This is a genomic window from Providencia sp. PROV109, assembly GCF_033681625.1.
Taxonomy (GTDB): domain Bacteria; phylum Pseudomonadota; class Gammaproteobacteria; order Enterobacterales; family Enterobacteriaceae; genus Providencia; species Providencia hangzhouensis.
The window spans coordinates 3,775,635-3,795,395 of the sequence record NZ_CP096320.1; the positions used below are offsets into that span (position 1 = coordinate 3,775,635).

General features: G+C 39.9%; 20 protein-coding genes. 13 read left to right on the forward strand and 7 right to left on the reverse strand.

Annotated elements, in window-relative coordinates; translation table 11 throughout:
• The first annotated feature begins 262 nt into the window (after nucleotides 1–262).
• Nucleotides 263–2,728 (forward strand): acyl-CoA dehydrogenase FadE, encoded by a 2,466-nt coding sequence (gene fadE / locus M1F25_RS17465; protein WP_110592317.1) that lies wholly within the window; start codon nucleotides 263–265, stop codon nucleotides 2,726–2,728.
• Nucleotides 2,729–2,817: 89 nt separating this feature from the next.
• Here the strand turns inward: fadE and M1F25_RS17470 are convergent, their stop codons facing one another.
• From M1F25_RS17470 to lysA, 4 genes are all read right to left on the reverse strand, one after another.
• Nucleotides 2,818–3,513 carry a hypothetical protein gene (locus tag M1F25_RS17470; RefSeq protein ID WP_094962040.1) on the reverse strand — a complete coding sequence of 232 codons (696 nt, stop codon included), beginning with the start codon at nucleotides 3,511–3,513 and terminating at the stop codon, nucleotides 2,818–2,820.
• Nucleotides 3,510–4,682 carry a hypothetical protein gene (locus tag M1F25_RS17475; RefSeq protein WP_181488608.1) on the reverse strand — a complete coding sequence of 391 codons (1,173 nt, stop codon included), beginning with the start codon at nucleotides 4,680–4,682 and terminating at the stop codon, nucleotides 3,510–3,512. The genes M1F25_RS17470 and M1F25_RS17475 overlap by 4 nt, the downstream gene beginning before the upstream one ends.
• 85 nt (nucleotides 4,683–4,767) lie before the next feature.
• Nucleotides 4,768–5,403, reverse strand: a complete 636-nt coding sequence (locus M1F25_RS17480; RefSeq protein WP_004264733.1) for a hypothetical protein — start codon at nucleotides 5,401–5,403, stop codon at nucleotides 4,768–4,770.
• 172 nt (nucleotides 5,404–5,575) lie between these two features.
• On the reverse strand, nucleotides 5,576–6,835 hold the full coding sequence (gene lysA, locus M1F25_RS17485; protein ID WP_112307884.1) for a diaminopimelate decarboxylase: 1,260 nt from the start codon (nucleotides 6,833–6,835) through the stop codon (nucleotides 5,576–5,578).
• A 125-nt stretch (nucleotides 6,836–6,960) separates the two neighbouring features.
• Here lysA and M1F25_RS17490 point away from each other — a divergent pair, with 125 nt between their 5' ends.
• Complete coding sequence (locus M1F25_RS17490) at nucleotides 6,961–7,896, forward strand: LysR family transcriptional regulator (protein WP_004264729.1); 936 nt, start codon at nucleotides 6,961–6,963, stop codon at nucleotides 7,894–7,896.
• Here the strand turns inward: M1F25_RS17490 and M1F25_RS17495 are convergent.
• Nucleotides 7,870–8,790, reverse strand: coding sequence for a LysR family transcriptional regulator (locus tag M1F25_RS17495; protein ID WP_004264725.1), 921 nt, complete (start codon nucleotides 8,788–8,790; stop codon nucleotides 7,870–7,872). The genes M1F25_RS17490 and M1F25_RS17495 overlap by 27 nt on opposite strands.
• A 130-nt stretch (nucleotides 8,791–8,920) precedes the next feature.
• On the opposite strand from M1F25_RS17495, the gene M1F25_RS17500 reads away from it, so the two are divergent.
• Together M1F25_RS17500 and M1F25_RS17505 are read left to right on the forward strand one after the other, a co-directional pair.
• Nucleotides 8,921–9,793 carry an MBL fold metallo-hydrolase gene (locus M1F25_RS17500; protein WP_181488610.1) on the forward strand — a complete coding sequence of 291 codons (873 nt, stop codon included), beginning with the start codon at nucleotides 8,921–8,923 and terminating at the stop codon, nucleotides 9,791–9,793.
• A 175-nt stretch (nucleotides 9,794–9,968) separates the two neighbouring features.
• A complete protein-coding gene (locus M1F25_RS17505) occupies nucleotides 9,969–10,613 on the forward strand; it encodes a DsbA family protein (RefSeq protein WP_181488612.1) in 645 nt (214 codons plus the stop codon).
• Nucleotides 10,614–10,674: 61 nt separating this feature from the next.
• Here M1F25_RS17505 and M1F25_RS17510 read toward each other — a convergent pair whose 3' ends face one another.
• Nucleotides 10,675–11,484 (reverse strand): A24 family peptidase, encoded by an 810-nt coding sequence (locus M1F25_RS17510; RefSeq protein WP_232368698.1) that lies wholly within the window; start codon nucleotides 11,482–11,484, stop codon nucleotides 10,675–10,677.
• Between the two features lie 278 nt (nucleotides 11,485–11,762).
• Here M1F25_RS17510 and rsmE point away from each other — a divergent pair, with 278 nt between their 5' ends.
• The 9 genes from rsmE to hemW all read left to right on the forward strand — a co-directional run bounded on the left by rsmE (nucleotide 11,763) and on the right by hemW (nucleotide 18,643).
• Nucleotides 11,763–12,494: a 16S rRNA (uracil(1498)-N(3))-methyltransferase gene (gene rsmE, locus M1F25_RS17515; RefSeq protein WP_004264709.1), complete on the forward strand. Its 732-nt coding sequence runs from the start codon at nucleotides 11,763–11,765 to the stop codon at nucleotides 12,492–12,494.
• Between the two features lie 9 nt (nucleotides 12,495–12,503).
• The gene (gene gshB / locus M1F25_RS17520) at nucleotides 12,504–13,451 is read left to right on the forward strand and encodes a glutathione synthase (RefSeq protein ID WP_004264707.1); all 948 of its coding nucleotides are present in this window, start codon (nucleotides 12,504–12,506) and stop codon (nucleotides 13,449–13,451) included.
• A gap of 173 nt (nucleotides 13,452–13,624) precedes the next feature.
• Nucleotides 13,625–14,188 (forward strand): YqgE/AlgH family protein, encoded by a 564-nt coding sequence (locus M1F25_RS17525; protein ID WP_094962048.1) that lies wholly within the window; start codon nucleotides 13,625–13,627, stop codon nucleotides 14,186–14,188.
• Nucleotides 14,188–14,607: a Holliday junction resolvase RuvX gene (gene ruvX, locus M1F25_RS17530; protein ID WP_004264697.1), complete on the forward strand. Its 420-nt coding sequence runs from the start codon at nucleotides 14,188–14,190 to the stop codon at nucleotides 14,605–14,607. The genes M1F25_RS17525 and ruvX overlap by 1 nt, the downstream gene beginning before the upstream one ends.
• A 147-nt stretch (nucleotides 14,608–14,754) precedes the next feature.
• A complete protein-coding gene (locus M1F25_RS17535) occupies nucleotides 14,755–15,447 on the forward strand; it encodes a YggS family pyridoxal phosphate-dependent enzyme (RefSeq protein WP_094962049.1) in 693 nt (230 codons plus the stop codon).
• 28 nt (nucleotides 15,448–15,475) lie between these two features.
• Nucleotides 15,476–16,297 (forward strand): pyrroline-5-carboxylate reductase, encoded by an 822-nt coding sequence (proC, locus tag M1F25_RS17540; RefSeq protein ID WP_004264693.1) that lies wholly within the window; start codon nucleotides 15,476–15,478, stop codon nucleotides 16,295–16,297.
• Nucleotides 16,298–16,316: 19 nt separating this feature from the next.
• A complete protein-coding gene (locus M1F25_RS17545; protein WP_094962050.1) occupies nucleotides 16,317–16,901 on the forward strand; it encodes a YggT family protein in 585 nt (194 codons plus the stop codon).
• Nucleotides 16,902–16,917: 16 nt separating this feature from the next.
• The gene (locus tag M1F25_RS17550; RefSeq protein ID WP_094962051.1) at nucleotides 16,918–17,511 is read left to right on the forward strand and encodes an XTP/dITP diphosphatase; all 594 of its coding nucleotides are present in this window, start codon (nucleotides 16,918–16,920) and stop codon (nucleotides 17,509–17,511) included.
• Nucleotides 17,504–18,643 (forward strand): radical SAM family heme chaperone HemW, encoded by a 1,140-nt coding sequence (gene hemW, locus M1F25_RS17555; protein WP_112307880.1) that lies wholly within the window; start codon nucleotides 17,504–17,506, stop codon nucleotides 18,641–18,643. Before M1F25_RS17550 ends, hemW begins: the two co-directional genes overlap by 8 nt.
• 161 nt (nucleotides 18,644–18,804) lie before the next feature.
• Here the strand turns inward: hemW and M1F25_RS17560 are convergent, their stop codons facing one another.
• A complete protein-coding gene (locus tag M1F25_RS17560; RefSeq protein ID WP_110592327.1) occupies nucleotides 18,805–19,755 on the reverse strand; it encodes a siderophore ABC transporter substrate-binding protein in 951 nt (316 codons plus the stop codon).
• Between the last annotated feature and the right edge of the window lie 6 nt (nucleotides 19,756–19,761).

Consider the following 19,761-nt stretch of genomic DNA (forward strand, 5'->3'; position numbering starts at 1 on the left):
GATTGTTGCACAGGGATAATTTTGTTTCTACTTTTGATTGTGCTGTCATGACCCTATCGACAAAATTCACCGTATCTCATAACCAATAACCTGACTTTTCATAAAACAAATAAGACTAATTACTACGATAATTTCCTTTATATGACGTTTTTGTGAGCTAAGTTGTAATTAAGATGTAAATACATTGCTAATCCTTTATTAATAGGTATAGATTAAAGCAACAAACAGGTCAGACCTCTTACAAGTGGACAGGAGCTTAACTATGATCCTTCTCAGCATTGTGTTATTTCTCGCCTTAATCGGCGTACTTTGTTACCACAAAACCTCTTTAGTTTTTAGCTCAATATTATTATTGGCCTATACCGCGGTTATGGGGGTCATCAATATTTGGAGCTACTGGATGTTACTGCCAGTTGCCTTGGTTTTATTTCCTTTTGTCTTCACTCCCGTACGTCAATCGCTTTTCTCTATCCGCGCGATGAAAATGTTCCAAAAAGTCATGCCGCCAATGTCAAGTACAGAAAAAGAAGCCATTGACGCTGGAACAACGTGGTGGGAAGGTGACCTTTTCCGTGGTGCTCCAGATTGGAATAAACTGCATAACTACCCAAAACCACAATTAACCGCAGAAGAACAAGCTTTTATGGATGGGCCCGTTGAAACTGTTTGTGGTATGGTCAATGACTTCGAAGTTAGCCATGAACTTGCGGATCTTCCTCCTGAAGTGTGGCAATACCTACGTGATCACCGTTTCTTCGCTATGATCATCAAAAAAGAATATGGTGGCCTTGAGTTTTCTGCTTATGCACAGTCTCAAGTTCTACAAAAACTCGCTGGCGTATCCGGTATTCTTGCTATCACTGTTGGTGTTCCAAATTCATTAGGCCCTGGCGAACTACTACAGCATTATGGGACTGACGAACAAAAACAACGCTATTTACCGGGCTTAGCGACGGGTGAAGAAATTCCATGTTTTGCATTAACGAGCCCTGAAGCAGGCTCAGATGCTGGTGCAATCCCAGATTCAGGTGTCGTTTGTATGGGAGAATGGCAAGGTGAGCAAGTATTAGGAATGCGTTTAACATGGAACAAACGCTATATTACCTTAGCACCAATTGCCACTGTACTAGGTCTCGCATTCAAACTTTCAGACCCTGATAAACTCTTAGGTGGCGAGAAAAACCTTGGTATCACCTGTGCGTTAATTCCAACTAATACCCCAGGTGTTGAAATTGGTCACCGCCACTTCCCACTAAATATTCCATTTATGAATGGTCCTACACGTGGAAAAGATATTTTTGTTCCAATCGATTACATTATTGGTGGGCCAAAAATGGCTGGCCAAGGTTGGAGAATGTTGGTTGAGTGCCTTTCAGTGGGTCGTGGCATTACATTGCCATCGAACTCAACAGGTAGCTTGAAGAGTATCGCTATCGCGACAGGAGCTTACTCTTATATTCGTCGCCAATTCAAATTACCCATTGGTAAAATGGAAGGTATTGAAGAGCCGCTAGCGCGCATCGCGGGTAATACCTATCTAATGGATGCAGCAGCAACTCTCATCACCTCTGGAATTATGTTAGGTGAGAAACCTGCCGTTTTATCCGCTATTGTTAAATACCACTGTACACACCGTGGCCAGCGCGCCATTATTGATGCCATGGATATTACGGGTGGTAAAGGAATCTGTCTTGGGGATTCAAACTTTGTTGCCAGAGCCTATCAAGGCGCACCTATCGCCATTACAGTTGAAGGGGCAAATATCCTAACCCGCAGTATGATCATCTTCGGTCAAGGCGCTATCCGTTGCCATCCTTTTGTATTAGAAGAAATGGCCGCAGCGCAGGACAATAACTTACATAAATTCGATAAAGCCGTATTTGGGCATATTGGACATGTGGTTAGTAACCAATTCCGTAGCTTCTGGCTTGGTTTAACCAATGGCCGTGGAAGTCATGCACCAACCAAAGATGAAACACGTCGTTACTATCAAATGCTAAACCGCCAAAGTGCCAACTTAGCATTGCTATCCGATGTTGCTATGGGTGTGTTAGGCGGTAGCTTGAAACGCCGTGAACGTATCTCTGCTCGTTTAGGGGATATTTTAAGCCACTTGTATCTCGCATCTGCAACCTTAAAACGTTATGAAGATGAAGGTCGCCAGAAAGCAGACTTACCATTAGTGAAATGGGCGGTTGAAGATTGTTTATATCAATCAGAAAAAGCGATGGATGACCTCCTGAAAAACTTCCCTAACAAATTGGTTGCCGGGATCATGCGCATCACACTGTTCCCTACTGGCCGTGCGATGTCGACACCATCAGACCGACTAGACCATAAACTGGCTCAAATTCTGATGGAGCCATCAGAAACACGCGACAGATTGGGCCGTGGGCAGTATTTAACACCTACGGAAAACAACCCTCATGGCTTAGTTAACCAAGCCTTGCTGGATATCATTGCCGCTGAACCTATTTTCGAACGTATTTGCCGCTTAAAAGAGCGTAAGCTCAGCTTTACTCGCTTAGATAAGCTTGCTGACCAACTACTTCCTGAAAACGTAATTACGCAAGAAGAAGCTGATATCTTGCGTAAAGCAGAAGCAAGCCGGTTACGGACGATTAACGTCGATGAGTTTGAGTTTGATGATTTGGGTGTACTTCCGACAAAAAAGTCACCAGATGAACCTTCAAATGAAGAAACTAGTAAGAAAAAGAAAGCGGCTTAATTAATTATTAAGTTTATTAAGTAATAAAAAAACTCAAGGAGTTATTCGCCCCTTGAGTTTTTTATTAGTGCAAATTATACATCAATTTTCTACGTACTCGGGGAGTTTGCTCGTTGTTTAGCCTCTAATATATAAGGTCGTAATTTAATTTTATTATCCCAGTCACCTAGCTTAAATTGGCAAATCTCCCTACCTTCATTTGCACAAATTGTTAGATACTCTTTTGCTTTGTCTATTTTTCCAAATTCATAAAAATAGATTTCAGAGGCGGCCTCTAACGCTAATAGACGGTAATAACCTTTAGTTTCTATCAACCTTTCCCAATATTTTATTGACTGTTCCAAATCAATCTCCATACCAACTCCGTGGTTATTAAAGTAAGCTAATCGGTATAAACCCAGCTGGAAATTAGGATCAATCATTACAGCTTTATTTAAATATTCTAAACCAATTAAACAATTTTCATCTGCAATTCGCTTTAAATTGACTAGACTTTTTTCAGAACAGGTCGAATCATCAAAATATAATAAAAATAAAAGATAATGGGTTTTGGCGTCACCTTCATCTACTTTATTTTTGAGTAGATAAAATTTCTCTGCTGTCTCAATTGGTGTCATGGCCTGAAAAAAATTTTTCTCTTCTTCATGCTTCATATTATTAGTAGAAAAAGCAAGCATCCTATACGACGGAGGTTTCACGTCACTACTTTGTAAAAAATTTTCACTGTATGAATATGAATCATATCCACTGAGAATAAAAACTAGCACAACCAATAACCATTTCATATTAACCTATTAAATACGCGATCGTTATTTGATTTTAAAAATGGTAGTGTATTTTTCATTGTAGTCATTAATACATTATTTAAGCTTATAGATGACTCACTATTAAATAATGAAATCAACTCTGCTAGTTGATTTTCAGGATGAGCTATATCTTTTTGTTTAAACCACACATCAACAATATCTGTTTTTTTTCCATCAATCCAAGTTACCTCTGATATTAATTTATGTTGATTACTATTTTCATCCACATAATCAGAAAATGAATAACTTAAGCTTATTGATGAAATACCGGCCTTACTCAAACCTAATAATTCTTCAGACTGCGTTTTACCATCACTGTTTTTATCTCGCCATAACTTAAGATATTCCCAGTGAAAATCATCATTACTAACAAATCCATCATTATTGCTATCAAAATCCATTAAGCCATCAAAACCATTTAATGCAAAACAACCATTTTCTTTCAGATAATCATCCCCAAATAACTCACTAGAATCATTAATAATTCCATCACTATTTTTATCCATCACCAATAATGCATCACTGGGAGAAACCCATCCGGTTTTTTTTAGCTCTCCATTAAATTTAAATAGCACACCAAAATCATATGGTAAAGTTTCCACTCCATTATTATTTAAGTCAATAATTAAAGGTGTTTTATAGTCCTTTGCTATTTCCTTTATTTTCTTTAAATTTTTCTTTGGTGTTCCTGCTAATTTAATACCATTGACACCAGACTTTTCAAGAAAATCACTCACGAAGTCAATACAATTATTTGATATCAAGTTATAATTCTCATTACCATCCAAATTATTTTTGATTGAATTATATGTCTTAAATAAATTATTTAAATCATTATCAAACACAGGTCCTTGTCCCACAATTGTCAAAGATGATGCTTCTGAATACTTATTATGATCATCGAATGAAATATTATCCGTATTGGTCAAAAAACTATTACCAGCACTAAAACCTATAGATACGCTTTCAAATTGGTTACTTTCCGGATTTGTTCCTTTAAGACCAATAAACACATGACCAAAAGAAGAATCCCCTATATTTGTATTATCACCTACAACATCTATATATTGGCTATCCGGCGGAGAAACAAATATAGTAAAGCTAGGTCCTCCATAGTTAGAGAAACCATTATCATCTAATTCAAACAATCGACTATCACCTTCATTTACGCTTTGTAAATAATGTTCTGGTATATATTATTTAACATCCATACATCCCCCCCTTTTATCTCTATTAATTTCTCATATAGTTATCTATATCATTGAGATATTTTTTACATTTTTCGCTACCATTTTTAGCACCAATATCTGCATAATATCTAGATTTATCAATATTTTTTATATTTCCATCATCATCAAAAAGAGTAATTTCAACTAAGTAATCACAGACTAATACAGAATCTCTCCCTCCTTTTTTTATTATTTTATCTAGAATTAGATTTGCTTTATTTTCATTTTCATTCAATACAACCCCTTTATGATAAAGTTTACTCATTTCAAATAACGCCATATTATTATCAGGATTTATATTAACTGATTCAATTAAGTAATTAACAGCTTTTTTGCAGATGAAATTAGGTATCGACGGTTTAAAATCAAAATACTTGCAATTAGAATCCTTAAGGAATAATTTAAATAATAATAAATTACTATTTGAATCTCCTGATGCAGCCTTTTCAACTAACAAAAAGAAATCTTTTTCATTTCTTGGTGGTGGGTACTCATCACTAATAGATGGTTCATATATTAAATACTTACTATCATAATTAAATGATAACATCCTATATGATGGCATAATGATATCTCTTTTAAAATCATTAGCTTTACACTCTAAAAAGGCTAAGCCAAGTATAAAAATCATCAATTTCATATTATTCTCATTTAAATAAAATCAATCATTAGAAGAAAATAAATTTATTTTTACATATAAAAAAGTATTGTAAATAACCTAAAAGAGTAGTTTTAACCTTAATTAAAAACAAAAAAAATCCAGCCATTTATTTAATAGCTGGACCCATTAATTTTTTGAGGAATTATTTAAATTACAACTCCAACGCCAATAATTCCTCTATCGTTTGGCGACGGCGAATCAATTGTGGTTTGCCATTCACAAACATCACTTCGGGTAATAATGGGCGGCTATTGTAGTTTGAAGACATGGATGCACCATAAGCGCCAGTGTCATGAAAAACCAGAAAATCGCCAACTTTCACCTCGGGTAAAGCGCGGGTTACCACTAAACCGCCCTCTAACTGGGTAAACACATCTCCTGATTCACACAGAGGGCCAGCGACAATAGTGTCTTTTAGTTGAGCCCCATCAACATTACGTCCATCCGTGGGTAATACTGAAATATGGTGATAGCTGCCATACATCGCTGGGCGCATTAGGTCATTAAAACCACTGTCTACAAGCACATAGTGGCGGCTACCCATATCTTTAACGGCTCGCACTTCAGCTAACAATACGCCTGATTCCGCAACCAAATATCGGCCAGGTTCTATTTCAAGTTCAATTTTGTGCCCTAAGTGTTGTTCGATACGTTGGCGAGCGTTATCCCATAAGCTGTAATAATGCTGCACATCGATTAATTCATCACCTTCACGATAAGGGGTTGATAACCCACCACCTGCTGAAATGGCATGAAGGTCAACCCCTGCGGTTGTGACTAGCGCCACCATAGAATCACACACATCGGCAAGATGTTGATAGTCAACCCCAGAACCAATATGCATATGAATACCAATCAATGATAAATTGTAATGGCGAATTTTTTCTAATGCTAAAGATAAGTCTTCATGCCAAATACCGTGCTTACTATTTTCACCACCAGTATTAGTTTTTTGGCTATGGCCGTGACCAAAACCAGGGTTGATACGCAGCCAAACAGGATGTCCAGCTTTTTGCTCGCCAATTTGTTCAAGCATATCAATCGAGCCTGCATTCACAGGGATATCTAATTCGGTGACTTTCGCTAATGTCGCTCTATCGAGCACATCCGCTGTAAAGACGATTTCTGAGTTTTCACGCCCAGGCTGGAACCCTGCCACCAGCGCACGTTCAATTTCCCCTAAGGAAACGGAATCGACTTTAACGCCTTGCTGCTTCATTAAGCGCAGGATATGAATATTCGAGCACGCTTTTTGTGCAAAGCGCACAGTATCAAAAACTTGTAATTGCTTGATACGCTCAATGATCACCGCGCTATCATAAACCCAAACAGGGCTACCATACTGCTCAGGTAATGCGCGTAAATACTCAGGGGTTAAATATTGGCTTGTTGTCGTTGCGAATGAAGTCATTGTCTTTCTCGTTTGCAAGTTTTTATTATATTAAAAGCTATTATTCAAAGAATAATACGGGAAAAAAAATATCTATTTTGCTAAAGTCTATTCACATTTGATATGGAATTTATTAAGGACGCTCTATGCAAGCCATTTCATGGCGGCACATCGAAATATTCCGTGCGGTGATGACCACCCCCAACCTGACGGAAGCCGCTGCGCTGCTGAACACTTCGCAACCCACTATCAGCCGTGAACTTGCTCGCTTAGAATACCTTTTACAGTTTAAGTTATTCGATAGAGTCAAAGGGCGGTTACAACCTACAGCACAAGGTTTACGGTTTCTTGAAGAGGTTGAACGCTCCTATTATGGTTTAGAACGCATTAAAAATTCAGCGGAAACCATCCGGCGTTTCGAACATGCGCAAATATCGATAACCTGTCTACCTGCTTTCGCCCAATCTTTATTACCTCAGGTTTGCCAATCGTTTATGGAAAATTACCCTGATGTCAGCATCACGGTGATCCCACAAGAGTCCCCTGTATTAGAGGAATGGTTGTCAGCCCAACGTTACGATTTCGGCTTAACAGAGCATCTACAAATGCCACCAGGAACTGAACAACAAACACTAGGAAGTTTAAATGAAGTGTGTGTCTTACCAGCGAGCCACCCTTTAACCCAAAAAGAAGTGTTAACACCCAGCGATTTTCAAGGCCAACGTTTTATTAGCCTGTCATTAACTGACAGCTACCGTCAGTTGATTGACTCAACCTTTGCGGAACACCACGTCGAACGAAAAATGGTCATGGAAACGCATTCGGCATCATCCATTTGCGCTATGGCACTAAAAGGGATTGGAGTTTCTATTGTTAACCCGTTAACTGCATTAGATTTCCATCAACAATCAGCTGGGAAGTTAGCTCTACGCCCACTCAGTTTTTCGATTCCTTTTACTGTTAGTTTAATAAGGCCAATTCACCGCCCATCATCACAATTGACCAATATTTTTACTCAACATTTAGAGGATAACTTTAATCAAATAAGAACTCAGCTAACTTCCGCGCTGTTGCATCAATAGGTGCCAATGAGGTGAAGTTTCAAACCAATTAGCGAGATAATCAATCACCACCCTCAGGGCGGTTGGCATTTTTTGGCGGCTAGTATACACAGCGTAAATACCTAGTGGCATTGGAGTATATTCAGGTAATAACTGAACTAACTCACCCGAAGCCAAATGATTAGCAACTGAATAATAAGGTTGCATAGAGATACCCGCCCCCTGCAATGTTGCTTCAGCGAGAAATACGGATTCGTTAGCACTTAAGCGCCCATCAACTAACACACTATGCTGCATGCCTGCTTTTTCAAATACCCATAAGCTACGACCAAAAAAATTGTAGGTTAAGCAATCAAGCAAAACTAAATCCTCTGGCTTTTCAGGCTGTTTTTTTCCTTTTAAAAAGTCAGGTGAAGCACAAATGACAGAATGGCAAGTTGACAAGGGTTTTGCGATTAAACTCGGTTCCAATTGATTCGTGATACGGATTGCCAAATCAATTCGTTCTTCTATCAAATTTACCGATTTATTCGATATTTGCATATCAATAGCCATATTCGGGTAGAGCTTCATAAACTCAGAAATAGCCACAGAAAGCGCACTTTGGGCGATTGATTGTGAACAACTAATACGCACTAAACCAGATAATGCTTTTGCATCAAGCTCTTGCTGCACAGGCACCATTTGGGAAATCGCATTAAGTTGCAAAGATTGTTGATATACCCCTTCCCCTGCTGAAGTTAGACTTAATTTCCGAGTGGTGCGATTTAATAAACGTACTCCCGCCCATTGCTCCATTTCTGACAAATAGCGTGTCACCATCGCTCTAGACATATCCAGTTTTTCTGCGGCTCCACTTAGGCTGCCTTGTTCAACGATAGTAATAAATACCTCAGCCGCTTTTAATCTATCCATACCATTCTCATTTGACCGAATTATGCAACAAACAACACCTAATTATGGGGTTTTTCATCTCATCATTGCAATTTAGTATACACGACATGCAAAACAAACTTTTCTGTATAACTTCATTTTAGGATACAACATGAAATTGACCTTATTAGCGGCAACCGCGCTATTTGCCACAACGATAAATCTGGCCCAAGCTGAAACACTCACACTAGATGTTTATAACCCTGGAAATAACAGCGTATTTCCAGTTTCCTCTGAAATAATTAGCGGTTCAAGTGAAGTGGTGTTGATTGATGCACAATTTCAAAAAAATGATGCACAACAATTGGTTGATAAGATTAAAAAACTCAATAAAAAATTAACTACGATTTACATTAGCCATTCTGACCCAGACTACTATTTTGGGCTAGATACCCTAACAAACGCCTTCCCAGAGGCTAAAGTGATCGCAACAGCAAACACAGTTGAAGCCATTAAAGCCACTAAAGATAGCAAACTTGCTTACTGGGGCGGTGTATTAAAAGATGAAGCCCCTGCCCATGTTATCGTCCCTGAAGTGATTAAAGGAGATAGCTTTACGGTTGATGGCGAACGACTTGAAATTAAAGGCCTTGATGGCGCTTCGCCAGATAGAACTTATCTCTGGGTTCCATCATTAAAAGCCGTTGTGGGTGGCGTTATTGTTTCTGACAATATTCATGTTTGGGTAGCGGATACCCAAACAGAAGAGTCACGCAAAAATTGGCTGCAAACATTAAAAGACATCAAAGCTCTGAACCCAGCAACCGTTGTTCCCGGCCACTTTACGGGGGCGTCTAAATTAGATGTAACGACGGTTTCTTTCACTCAAAAATATTTACAGGACTTTGAAAGTGCATATAAAACAAGTAAAAACTCAGGTGAGCTCATCCAAAAAGTTGCAGCGAAGTATCCACAATTAGATGATAAATCAAGCTTAGAACTTAGTGCAAAAGTCATTAAAGGCGAAATGAAATGGCCTCAGTAATTAAGTAATATTCACTATTTCAGCCAGTTGCGCGGTATGTCCCGTATCTACACACTGAATGACTTACCTAAAACAATTTGGCTGATTTAACTAGATGACAGTGGTATTAATCTTTTGATGATAATGATACAACTTAATTCAAATTATTTAAAAATAGCAAATAAAGAGAACGATTATGAGTAACATCACCCTACACTATATTTATGACCCTTATTGCGGCTGGTGCTATGCCGCTGCGCCTTTAGTCGAAATTGCCAAGCAACACCCAAGTATCAACATTGAAATGCATGGTGGTGGCATGCTAGCAGGTGACGCTCGTCTACATTTAGATGATAATTTTCGCCAATATATTCTGCAATCCGATAAGCGCATTGCATCAATGACAGGGCAAGTGTTTGGCGATGACTATATAAAAATGCTACACGAACCTAATTTGGTTATGGACTCAACACCACCGCAAACCGCTATATTAGCGGCAACCAAGCAAGGCAAAGGCTTTGAAATGCTTAAAGCCATTCAAAAAGCACACTATATTTCAGGACGCCATATTAAAGATACCGCGGTACTTCTTGAGCTCGCCAAAGAAATTGGCCTCGATGTAACCCAGTATGTGTCCGACTACAGTGAGTGTGAGCAACATGAAACTGCGGCCCACATTGGAACAAGTAAGGCTCTGTTAGCGCAGTCAGGTGCATCCGGTTTTCCAACACTGTTAATACAACAACAGGATAGATGGTTGCGTGTTCCATTACAAAATTACCTCGGTGAGCCGAGTAAATGGCAGCAGTTTTTAGACTCTCTAGTAACAACAGCGTCTTAACAACTACAACTCCGATTTTTACTCACCCCTTTCATGCATGCACGTATGGTTGTCTTTTAATTTAATATTCAATTATTGATAAATACAACCATATGCTAGCACTAATAATTAGCGCAGGGCCAAATGGGATCGTCTTCGTTTTTTTAGCTATTTTTGCCCCAGATAGTATCTCAGGGTAGGCCTGATTCGCCTGTTGCTTCTTTTGATATATTTTAGGCAATAACCCATAGATTACCCAATATTGTAATAGCCCTACCCCTGCGGCAGTCCCCAAAAAGTAAGGAAGCTGCCAAACCCCAAGCCAGGCAGAACAAGCGGCAACGAGTTTAAAATCCCCCCTCCCCATTTGTGGCTGAGACGTTTGTTTTTCAACCAATGTCACCACCATAAGCATTACTAAGTAACTGATCAGCACCGCGTAAATAGCTGAAACCACATTCCCATTTGGCAAATGAATTTGATATAACAGCCCCAACCATAATAATGGGTATGTAAGAATATCAGGGAGATAACCTATTTTATTATCAATGATGAATAATGGAATTATCAAATTAATATATAGTGTCAAAAATAAAACCATATATAAACCATCAGACGTCCAATATATTATAAAAATTAATAAGCCATATATTAGAAGTAGAATAGTATTTTTAATAAAAATTTTTGATTTATCAAAAAAAACAACTGGTAAATAAACAAGCAGCTTTTTAGTCGAGAAAAAAGAGATTAATAACATAATCAAAACATAAAAAACACAAACAAAATCAAACGGATTTGTAAGTTTTTCATTTTGGCATGATAATATAAACTGCTCAGAAGGTGAAATAATAGATATAGCTGATGATATAAAAATACAGATTAGTTCCCTCACATTAACTCCTTATTCCTTTATGGAGATAAAAATAAATATACTGTGAATTTCCGATGCCCCCAACACTTTAATTCCGTAGAGTAGAATCGGTTTATTCGAATATCAGTATCCCCTAGTGGGCTTCATCACAGTTTAAGATGTCGCTAATGGCACAGACATACTATAAAAGGCCTGTATTTCGTTATAAACTAGGTAGCAGCGCTTGAGTTTAACAATTCAACCCCCATATTCATCAAAGTTATATTATTTATTAACCCAGTTTGTACTAAGGAAAAGCTATGCGCATTCCACGCATTTATCACCCAGAGCCTCTTCAAATAAATACAACAATTTCTCTTGGTGATGATGCCGCAAACCATGTCGGCCGGGTGCTACGCATGACTGCTGGCCAAAAACTCGAACTTTTTGATGGCAGCAATCAGACCTTTAGTGCTGAAATTACTGAAGCAACTAAAAAAAACGTATTCGTACACATTGAAAATAGCCAAATTGATGATAGAGAATCCCCGCTCGATTTGCACCTAGGGCAAGTCATGTCTCGTGGGGAAAAAATGGAATTTACCATCCAGAAATCTGTCGAACTCGGAGTTAATACAATAACACCTTTATTATCAGAACGTTGTGGTGTTCGCTTAGATGGCGAACGACTCGAAAAAAAATTACTACAATGGCAAAAAATTGCAATTGCAGCCTGTGAACAATGCGGCCGCAACCGAATTCCAGAAATTCGCCCAGTGCAAACCCTTGAAGCCTGGTGCACCGAGAATGACGGTGCGTTTAAAGTCAATTTACACCCACGGGCGACAGAAAGTATTAATACGCTACCCACTGAACTAAAGAAAGTACGATTGTTGATTGGCCCTGAAGGTGGCTTGTCAGCAGACGAAATTGCCATGACAGCAAACTATCAATTTACCGATATACTGTTAGGGCCTCGAGTATTACGAACAGAAACGACTGCGCTAACCGCTATCACAGCACTGCAAGTGCGCTTAGGTGATCTGGGGTAAGGAGAAAAAATGATCAAGCTCGGTATAGTGATGGATCCTATTTCATCCATCAAAATCAAGAAAGACACCAGTTTTGCAATGATGTTGGAAGCTCAGCGTCGTGGTTATGAAATCCATTATATGGAAATGAATGACCTGTATTTACACCAAGGTGAAGCTCGCGCACAAACAAAAATCGTGACGGTCGAAGAAAACCCTGAAAAATGGTATGAGTTTCATGGCGAACAAGATATCGCCCTAAGTTCACTTGATGCCATTTTAATGCGTAAAGACCCGCCTTTTGACACTGAATTTATCTATGCGACTTATATTTTAGAAAGAGCAGAACAAGCCGGCACCTTAATTGTGAATAAGCCGCAAAGCCTACGCGACTGTAATGAGAAATTGTTTACGGCTTGGTTTGCTGAATTAACACCGGACACATTAGTCACTCGCAGCCCACAAAAATTGAGAGAATTTCACCAAAAACATGGCGATGTCATTTTTAAACCACTCGATGGTATGGGCGGCGCTTCGATTTTCCGCCTCAAACAAGATGACCCAAATGTGGGTGTGATTATTGAAACGCTAACAGAACATAGCTCCCGCTACTGCATGGCACAAAACTTCCTGCCAGCAATTAAAGATGGTGATAAACGTGTCTTAGTTGTTGATGGTGAACCCGTTCCGTATTGTTTAGCACGAATTCCAGCTCAAGGCGAAACCCGAGGTAACCTTGCTGCGGGTGGCCGTGGGGAAGCGCGTCCATTAAGTGAAAGTGACTGGGCCATTGCGCGTGCTGTCGCGCCAACATTAAAAGAAAAAGGCTTAATTTTTGTTGGTCTTGATATCATCGGTGACCGTTTAACTGAAATTAACGTGACCAGCCCAACGTGTGCACGGGAAATTGAAGCCGCATTTGATATCTCCATTACCGGTATGTTAATGGATGCCATTGAACGCCGTCTCAATAAATAATTTATAGCAGTGGTTTATCTTTACTGATGATTTTTATTTTTTTCACACAATATATTGTTTTAACAAGATATATTGTTTTCAAACGGTAAAAGTCATCAGTTTTATTTACCACCTTATAGTTTTGCCTTTTATTGTGTTCTATCAATTGTTTTTAAATTTGCTGGAGTCTAAGTTTGAATCTGCAAAACCATTTTCTTATCGCCATGCCATCCTTAACAGACCCTTATTTTGAACAGTCGGTCGTTTATGTGTGTGAGCACAATGAAAAAGGGGCGATGGGGATCGTGATTAACAAACCTATTGATGACTTTTCTGTCGATACGATGCTCAAAAAACTCGAAATTACGATTTCAGATAAAATTGATAACCGTAATTTAAAAAAGCCCGTCATTGCGGGAGGCCCTGTTGCAGAAGAACATGGGTTTATCTTACACACACCAATTAAAGGCTTTTTATCTAGCCTGCATTTAAATGATGACGTCATGGTGACGACGTCAAAAGATATCTTAGAGACTTTAGGAAGTGAGCACTCGCCTACCAACTCATTAGTGGCGCTAGGTTATGCAAGCTGGGAGCCAGGCCAACTTGAGCGTGAAATTATGGAAAATAGCTGGCTAACCGTTGAAGCTTCTCCTCAGCTTATTTTTGACACACCCATTCATGAGCGCTGGAGTGCCGCGGCTAAATTAATTGGTGTTGATATTCATACAATTTCAATGCAAGCGGGGCATGCTTGATGTCTGGAAGAACTTTGTTAGCCTTTGATTTTGGAACCAAAAGTATCGGTGTTGCAGTTGGACAAGAAATTACAGGTACTGCACGACCATTAACCTCATTGAAAGCCAGTGACGGCCGCCCTGATTGGCAACAAATCGAAAAGTTACTTAAAGAATGGCAACCACAGTTGGTTATTGTCGGGCTTCCCCTTAATATGGATGGTACGGAGCAACTGGTTACAAGCCAAGCCCGTAATTTTGCAAATCGGATTCATGGCCGTTTTGGTGTTAAAGTCGAACTACATGATGAACGTCTTTCCACGGTTGAAGCAAAAGCAGGCCTTTTTGAACAAGGCGGTTATCGAGCACTAAGCAAAGGTAAAGTTGATTCAGCCTCTGCCGTGGTGATCCTTGAAAGCTGGTTTGAACAACAGATGTAATTATTGCGTATTTTGCGTGGTTATTTTTAGCTTAACCTCACGCCATGGTGCCGTTCTGATGTAATTTGCTTTACACTATGGTCTACAGTCGCTATTCATGTATGACATGAATAAAATAGTATTGAATAAACCATATTGAATAAAATAATGACCATTCAAAATAATATCTCTGATGTCACCGCGCGTATTGAGCATGCTGCCGCAGAGTGTCAGCGCTCACCACAGGACATTACGCTACTCGCGGTAAGTAAAACAAAACCTTGTGAAGCTATTTCAGAAGCCATTGAGGCAGGTCAACGCCAATTTGGTGAGAATTATGTTCAAGAAGGTGTTGAGAAAATTCAATATTTTTCACATAGAAATGACCTTATTTGGCATTTTATTGGCCCATTACAGTCAAATAAAAGCCGCCTTGTCGCTGAACATTTTGACTGGTTTCATACCTTAGACAGAGCGAAAATTGCTCAGCGCTTAAATGACCAACGTCCTAGTGAAAAAGCCCCTCTCAATGTGCTAATCCAAATTAATATCAGCGATGAAAACAGTAAATCGGGTATAACACTAGCAGAAGTCGCAGAACTTGCTGCACAGGTCGCTACTATGCCAAACCTAGTGTTACGCGGCCTGATGACGATCCCTGCACCTGAAACGGATTATGAACGCCAGTGTGCGGTGTTTCATCAAATGAATGAGGCATTTGAGCAATTAAAAACCACTTATCCCACGGTTGACACTCTTTCAATGGGGATGACTGACGATATGCGTGCAGCAATCCATTGCGGTTCAACACTTGTTCGCATAGGAACCGCTATTTTTGGCGCGCGCCAATATCACCAATAACAATATCACCAATAAATAGGAGAACAGAATGCAACATCGTAAAATTGCCTTCATCGGCGCCGGAAATATGGCTCACGCCATCATTGCTGGGCTGGTTAACCATGGTTACCCCGCATCGATGATCACGGTGTGTTCTCCTACACCTGTGCGTCGAGATAAACTGGCTGAACAATATGGCATTATCAGCAGTCATGATAACTTAGCCGCTGTCAAAGCTGCAGATGTGATTGTCCTTGCCGTTAAGCCGCAAATGATGAAAGAAGTCTGTGAACCACTACAAAATGCGGCTGATTTTGAGCAAAAATTAGTCCTAACCATTGCGGCTGGGATCCCAGCAGAACGTTATAACGACTATTTCGCTCATTCGCTGAATTTAGTGCGCATCATGCCAAACACGCCATCATTGGTAGGGAAAGGCGTTAGTGGGCTATTTGCTCAAGGGAAAGTTTCAGAGCAAGACAAACAATTTGCACAAGAACTGATGCAAAGTGTCGGCTCGACGATTTGGTGCCAACAAGAACAAGAAATCAATAACATTATTGCTATTACTGGTAGCTCTCCTGCCTATTTTTTTCTATTTATGGAATCAATGCAGCAAAAAGCAGAGCAACTCGGTTATGATAAACAACAAGCTAGAGAGCTCGTTCTTCATGCGATTGAGGGGGCTGTAGAACTTGCTAAGTCACAAAATGACACGGCTTTTTCAACTCTACGTGAACAAGTCACCTCTAAAGGCGGTACCACCGCGATGGCTTTAGAGCAATTTTATAATGGAAATCTTCCGCAGATTGTTGCCGATGCAATGCAAAGCGCAATAAACAGAGCGGAAGAAATGGAAAAACTTTTTTAAATTAATCGCGGAACTCACCATGCAGACCTTAGTATTCGTCGTTACTACCCTGATTCAACTGTATATTTTTGTATTACTACTGCGCGTATGGATGCAGTGGGTGCGTGCAGATTTTTACAATCCCTTTTCGAAATTTGTTGTCAAAGCAACACAGCCTATCGTCGCACCATTGCGCCGAGTCATTCCTTCTTTTGGCGCAATAGATACCGCTTCAGTGGTTGTGGCATTTATTTTAGCCATTGCAGCTATTATTTTTGGTATGTGGGCGACTAACTTGCTCCCTATTTTAGGCATAAGTATTTTACCTATGGGGCTGATTTTATTATTAACCTATACCGGTAAATTGATTTTTTGGATGATTTTAATCCGTGCAATTTTAAGCTGGGTCAGCCAAGGCCGTAATCCTGTAGACTATTTATTATACCAATTAACCGAACCTTTAATGGCGCCAATTCGTCGTATCATCCCTGCTATGGGCGGGTTAGATTTCTCCGCAATGATTGTAATGTTTATTTTAATCGCGCTGAATTATCTGCGTGTTGATATCTCACTGATGATTGACCCATCATTGACTGCAATGATGTATTCCATTGGTATTATGTAAAAACGAGTTTTAAATAATGCAAAAAGTTGTTTTAGCCACCGGTAACCCCGGGAAAGTGAATGAGTTAGCTGACCTACTACGTGATTTTGGGATGGATATCGTCGCACAAACCTCATTAGGTGTTGAATCTGCAGAAGAAACAGGCTTAACCTTTATTGAAAATGCGATCTTAAAAGCACGCCATGCAGCAGCACAAACCGGGTTACCCGCAATTGCTGATGATTCAGGAATTTCTGTTGATGCACTCGGTGGCGCACCTGGCATTTACTCTGCACGTTATGCAGGGGAAGATGCGACCGATGAGCAAAACCTGATAAAATTACTTGAAGCAATGAAAAATGTGCCTGACGACCAACGTCAGGCTCAATTCAACTGCGTTCTGGTCTATTTACGCCATGCAGAAGACCCAACGCCGTTGGTTTTTCATGGTCGCTGGCACGGTGTCATAACTCATGAACGCAAAGGCCAAGGTGGCTTCGGTTATGACCCTATATTTTATGTTCCTGAATTAGGTTGCACCTCAGCAGAGTTAACAAAAGCAGAAAAACAAGCCGTTTCACATCGTGGAAGAGCCCTCACAATGATGTTGGATGCGCTGAAGAATGCTTAAATTACCCCCGCTTAGCCTGTATATCCATATCCCCTGGTGTGTGCAAAAATGCCCTTATTGTGACTTCAACTCGCACACACTTAAGGGGGAAATTCCTCAGCAAGAATATGTGGCACACTTGTTGGCCGATTTAGACATTGATGCAAAATTAGTTGCAGGGCGTTCGGTAAAAACCATTTTTATTGGGGGTGGAACACCCAGTTTATTAAGTGCTGAGTCAATGCAAGCATTAATGGATGGCGTACGTCAGAGAGTTGATTTAGACCCTCACGCAGAAGTCACCATGGAAGCAAACCCCGGCACTATTGAGGCTGGCCGTTTTGCAGGTTACCAAGCGGCAGGAATCAACCGTATTTCTATTGGCGTACAAAGTTTCGGTAATGACAAATTAATCACTTTAGGGCGTATTCATGGCGCTGATGAAGCGAAACGCGCCGCTCAGTTGGCCACTAATCTTAATTTAAGAAGCTTTAACCTCGATTTAATGCATGGGTTACCTGCACAAACTCAAGTTGAAGGTTTATCTGACCTGCGCCAAGCCATTGAACTTGCACCTCCGCACCTGTCTTGGTACCAATTAACCATTGAACCCAACACTCAATTTGGCTCACGTCCTCCGGTATTACCCGATGACGATACTCTGTGGGATATTTACACCGAAGGCCATAAATTATTGAGCGCGGCAGGTTATCAGCAATATGAAACATCCGCCTATGCTAAACCCGGTTACCAATGCCAACACAATCTCAATTACTGGCGCTTTGGTGACTATTTAGGCATCGGTTGTGGTGCTCATGGAAAAATTTCTTTTGAAGATGGTCAAATTTTACGAACCGTAAAAACAAAACACCCTCGAGGTTATATGGAGGGGCGTTATATGCACCAATCCTATGATGTTGATGCCTCCGATAGGCCATTTGAATATTTCATGAACCGCTTTCGTCTGCTTGAAGCTATGCCTCGCGCTGAATTTACCCAATATACAGGGTTACCAGAATCAACAGTTAGAGCGGCTATTGATGAAGCCTTAGCGAAAAGCTATATCACAGAAACTGTGGATGAATGGCAGATCACTGAGCATGGAAAATTGTTTCTCAATTCCCTATTAGAGTTATTTTTAGGTGAAGAGTAGCGGTTATTCGATTTATTTATAATATCATTTCACTTATAAATCAGATGAAAGCCCACTTTATTTGACGTGGGCTTTTGTTTAGAGATAAAAATGAAATAGACAAGAATAACAATTGAGGTAATACATATTGCCACCATCAATAAGACAGTGGCAGATATCTGTTATAGAGCATTCACCACCGCATTAACTTGCTCTGTTAAGCTAACTAAACCGCCACCAGACAAGTACCATAAGTCAGATTGCAGGTAAGTAATTTTGCCATCTTTATAAGCTTTGGTTTCTTGAATATTGCTGTCTTCAAATACCGTTTTATCCAGTTTACCTGCACCAATCGCTTCGCTACGGTCAACAATCAGGATCACGTCTGGATTCGCTTGAGCAATAGTTTTGGTATCCACTACACGACGTTTTGCTTTATCTGCACTTTCATCAACAGGTAGGTCAGCGCGTTGCGCTTTCACAACGTTGTAAACAACAGCTTGGCTGTTTGGAATTAATTTGCCGTCATTATGCATCAGCACTAACACTTTTTTATTAGAATCAGCCGCTTTCTTCTGGGCGTCTGCGATGACTTTATCTAATTGAACCAACTGCTCATCAACCGCTTTTTGGTTACCATAGAGCTCACCAATCACACCAATGTTGGCTTTTACAGAATCAATATAGTGCTTGCTATCAGAGCCTAAATTGATGGTGGGTGCAATTTTTGATAACTCATCATAAGACTTACCTTGACGGCCCGTGATCACAATCAGGTCAGGTTTTAATTGCGCGATTTTGGCTAAATCAGGTTGTTTCATTCCACCTGCATTTTCCATTGATGCAGGGATGCTGCCTTTTATATAAGCGGGAGCATTGCCAGTTGGTAGTGCAACAACCTTGTCACCTAAGCCGAGTTTTTGCATTGAGTCATAAACACCGAAATCAAACAGAACCACTTTTTGTGGTTTTTTCACGACTTCAGTTTCACCTGATAGGTGTTTGATCGTCACTTTTTCAACACCTTGTGCTATCACCGCATTTGGCGTGAAAGTGGTAGATTCAGCGCTGAGAGCGAAAGGCGCAGAGAATGACAACACAGAAACAAGCAGAGCAGGAATGAACTTTTTCATTTAAAT

Bases quoted from the DNA above. Each gene is read 5' to 3' on its own strand.
- fadE (WP_110592317.1), top strand. From the start codon at position 263: ATGATCCTTCTCAGCATTGTGTTATTTCTCGCCTTAATCGGCGTACTT.
- M1F25_RS17470 (WP_094962040.1), bottom strand. From the start codon at position 3,513: ATGAAATGGTTATTGGTTGTGCTAGTTTTTATTCTCAGTGGATATGAT.
- M1F25_RS17480 (WP_004264733.1), bottom strand. From the start codon at position 5,403: ATGAAATTGATGATTTTTATACTTGGCTTAGCCTTTTTAGAGTGTAAA.
- lysA (WP_112307884.1), bottom strand. From the start codon at position 6,835: ATGACTTCATTCGCAACGACAACAAGCCAATATTTAACCCCTGAGTAT.
- M1F25_RS17490 (WP_004264729.1), top strand. From the start codon at position 6,961: ATGCAAGCCATTTCATGGCGGCACATCGAAATATTCCGTGCGGTGATG.
- M1F25_RS17495 (WP_004264725.1), bottom strand. From the start codon at position 8,790: ATGGATAGATTAAAAGCGGCTGAGGTATTTATTACTATCGTTGAACAA.
- M1F25_RS17500 (WP_181488610.1), top strand. From the start codon at position 8,921: ATGAAATTGACCTTATTAGCGGCAACCGCGCTATTTGCCACAACGATA.
- M1F25_RS17505 (WP_181488612.1), top strand. From the start codon at position 9,969: ATGAGTAACATCACCCTACACTATATTTATGACCCTTATTGCGGCTGG.
- rsmE (WP_004264709.1), top strand. From the start codon at position 11,763: ATGCGCATTCCACGCATTTATCACCCAGAGCCTCTTCAAATAAATACA.
- gshB (WP_004264707.1), top strand. From the start codon at position 12,504: ATGATCAAGCTCGGTATAGTGATGGATCCTATTTCATCCATCAAAATC.
- ruvX (WP_004264697.1), top strand. From the start codon at position 14,188: ATGTCTGGAAGAACTTTGTTAGCCTTTGATTTTGGAACCAAAAGTATC.
- M1F25_RS17535 (WP_094962049.1), top strand. From the start codon at position 14,755: ATGACCATTCAAAATAATATCTCTGATGTCACCGCGCGTATTGAGCAT.
- proC (WP_004264693.1), top strand. From the start codon at position 15,476: ATGCAACATCGTAAAATTGCCTTCATCGGCGCCGGAAATATGGCTCAC.
- M1F25_RS17545 (WP_094962050.1), top strand. From the start codon at position 16,317: ATGCAGACCTTAGTATTCGTCGTTACTACCCTGATTCAACTGTATATT.
- M1F25_RS17550 (WP_094962051.1), top strand. From the start codon at position 16,918: ATGCAAAAAGTTGTTTTAGCCACCGGTAACCCCGGGAAAGTGAATGAG.
- hemW (WP_112307880.1), top strand. From the start codon at position 17,504: ATGCTTAAATTACCCCCGCTTAGCCTGTATATCCATATCCCCTGGTGT.
- M1F25_RS17560 (WP_110592327.1), bottom strand. From the start codon at position 19,755: ATGAAAAAGTTCATTCCTGCTCTGCTTGTTTCTGTGTTGTCATTCTCT.